Here is a 2,287-nt window from a genome sequence, read left to right as displayed (position 1 = left end):
ACTCTTTAGTCACTTTTGCCGCTTGCTTCTGATCAAAATTCCCTTCTACAACATAGCTGCTTAGAAACCAATCTTGCTGCTTAATGACATCGATATAACCTAAATAACGATTATCTGAGTTTTCCACTTTGTCGGGGCCCTTTATATGGCCAATCCGAGTGCAGCCCATTTCTAGTAAATGCTCTGCCGCCTTCCGTCCACCACTGCGGTTATCAATCGCAAAAGTTGGGATATCTTGATGAATCGATCGGTCAAGCGCGACAACTGGCATATCATATTCAGCAATTAAATCCCGTTCAATTGTATTCGATACGATAATCGCACCATCGACGTATTTTTGTTTCATAACATCAAGATAAAGTCGTTCCTTTTCAGGGTCTTCATCACTATTACAAAGGATCGTCGTAAACCCTTTTTGAATTAAATAATCTTCCACACCTCGAACAAGCTCCGGGAAGTACGGGTTCGTAATATCCGGGACGATGATGCCAATCGTTTTGGATTGCTTCTTAAACAGGCTACGCGCAACTGAATTCGGCTTGTAATTCAACAGATCCACTGCCGCTTCTACCTTCTTACGCGTATCTTCATTAACATATCCATTACGATTAATAACCCGCGAAACCGTTGCCACCGAAACTTCCGCACGGTGTGCTACATCTTTAATTGTTGCCATATTAGACCACCTAAATTATTTCATTTTCTATGGTGTAACCGTTTACATGTTATTTGTAATAAAAAGAGTTACTGAGCTGTAACCCGTTACATATTATTCTAGTACTATTATAAATGGTTTGTAAAGTGTTTCTATTAAAAATATTAAAAAATAAAAAGAAGCACCCACATCGCCGTGAGTGCTTCCCTTGTTCTATTTTATGGTTGATTGACGCTATTAAATTAAAGGGATCTTTTTCTCTTTTTTCTATTTTCCCTTCAACCATAACAGTATACTCTATGGTGGACTGGTCTTTTAATCCACGGTGTGTTGTTCCACCTTTAGTCAAAATTAACATTTTATACATATATTCGTATTTTAAAATTTGTTTTTGTCTATTTTTAATGTTTAATTCTCTAAAATAATTTTGACCACAAACTATTTTAAGCTACTTATACATTTTATTTAGTTAATAAGTCAATGTAAACAACTATTTAATTAAATTATATAATTTTAACGACTCAACTCTTTTCGTTTATTATAAACTAGGCTAACCACTACAGAAAATATGGATAAAAGGTAGAAATTTGTTACTTTTTATGGTTAATTTGTAGTAGGAATATATTTACTAGACATTATTTTAAAAGCTTACTAGTTGATTATGACTTATACTGCGGCCGAAGGAGGGATGATTATGAAAAAAGGTAGTCTAATCACCGTTATAATTGCTCTTATAATTTTATTAATTCCAGGTATTGTATTGGCTCAAGATGATGGGCCAGCTAATAATGAAGATGAATCAGAGGATCAGGTGGAGGATGATGGCCCGATGGATGGTGGTTATTCTGATAATGATGAAAATGAAATAGATGACGATGGTCCATTACATGATCACGGTTCTGAAGATGAGGATACTTCGTCTGACGAAGAAGAAAATAATTCATCTGAAGAAGAGTCTTCATCAAGCGATAGCGATTCAGATAATAAGTCATCAAATGAGGCTCTTCCAGTGATAATGAGTCGCCTGGTGGGGAAGAAACTGAAGAGGATCTTTCATCTGATAGCGATAGTCGGGATAGTTCATCATCTAACAATCAAGATTCTTCATCAAACAACACATCTTCTAACAATTCGAGTTCGTCTAACGAATCTGACTCTACAAGCCAGGGTTCAAGTTCTAACCAAACATCGCAAAATAGAACGGAAAGTAACGAGCAACAAACTACTGAAGAACAAAGTAACGACGAAGATTTAATGCTTGATGAAGACGAAGAGCTAGAAGAAGATGAAGAAGCAGAAGACGAAGAAGAAATAGAATCTATTAGTCTTAAAGAATTCATTGACTCTAACTTGACGAGATCAACTTTACTTAGAAGTGATGGTTTACAAGGTTTAGATGTATACCAAGCAAGAGAGCAGAGAGTTAATAGCACATTCACTGAGAGACAAGCTTCCAGCCCAGGCTCTACCCACACTCTATGTTAGTAGGATCAATGATAGTCATTCTTGGATTAAGCGTTTTTGTCGTCTTTCGTTATAATCGTAAATCTTGATTAAAACATCATAACAAAGAAGTCGGGCACACCTCTTTCGGATGTGCCCGACTTCTTTTTAAGCCCCTGTAATGACTTT

The 2,287-nt window shown here is 36.3% G+C and carries 3 protein-coding genes; 2 read left to right on the top strand and 1 reads right to left on the bottom strand.

The features are described from left to right. Positions 1 to 676 (bottom strand): LacI family DNA-binding transcriptional regulator (locus A194_RS0115870; protein ID WP_017187768.1); only part of this gene is annotated, 676 nt, incomplete at its 3' end. Between the two features lie 673 nt (positions 677 to 1,349). On the opposite strand from A194_RS0115870, the gene A194_RS20430 reads away from it, so the two are divergent. Together A194_RS20430 and A194_RS20425 are read left to right on the top strand one after the other, a co-directional pair. Continuing rightward, positions 1,350 to 1,910, top strand: a complete 561-nt coding sequence (locus A194_RS20430; RefSeq protein WP_029425437.1) for a hypothetical protein — start codon at positions 1,350 to 1,352, stop codon at positions 1,908 to 1,910. Next, the gene (locus tag A194_RS20425; RefSeq protein WP_017187767.1) at positions 1,910 to 2,140 is read left to right on the top strand and encodes a hypothetical protein; all 231 of its coding nucleotides are present in this window, start codon (positions 1,910 to 1,912) and stop codon (positions 2,138 to 2,140) included. Before A194_RS20430 ends, A194_RS20425 begins: the two co-directional genes overlap by 1 nt. Positions 2,141 to 2,287 lie beyond the last annotated feature (147 nt).

Origin of the sequence: Alkalibacillus haloalkaliphilus C5, assembly GCF_000269905.1 — a bacterium.
Lineage (GTDB): Bacteria > Bacillota > Bacilli > Bacillales > Alkalibacillaceae > Alkalibacillus > Alkalibacillus haloalkaliphilus_A.
This window is presented reverse-complemented; position numbering and strand designations above follow the sequence as displayed.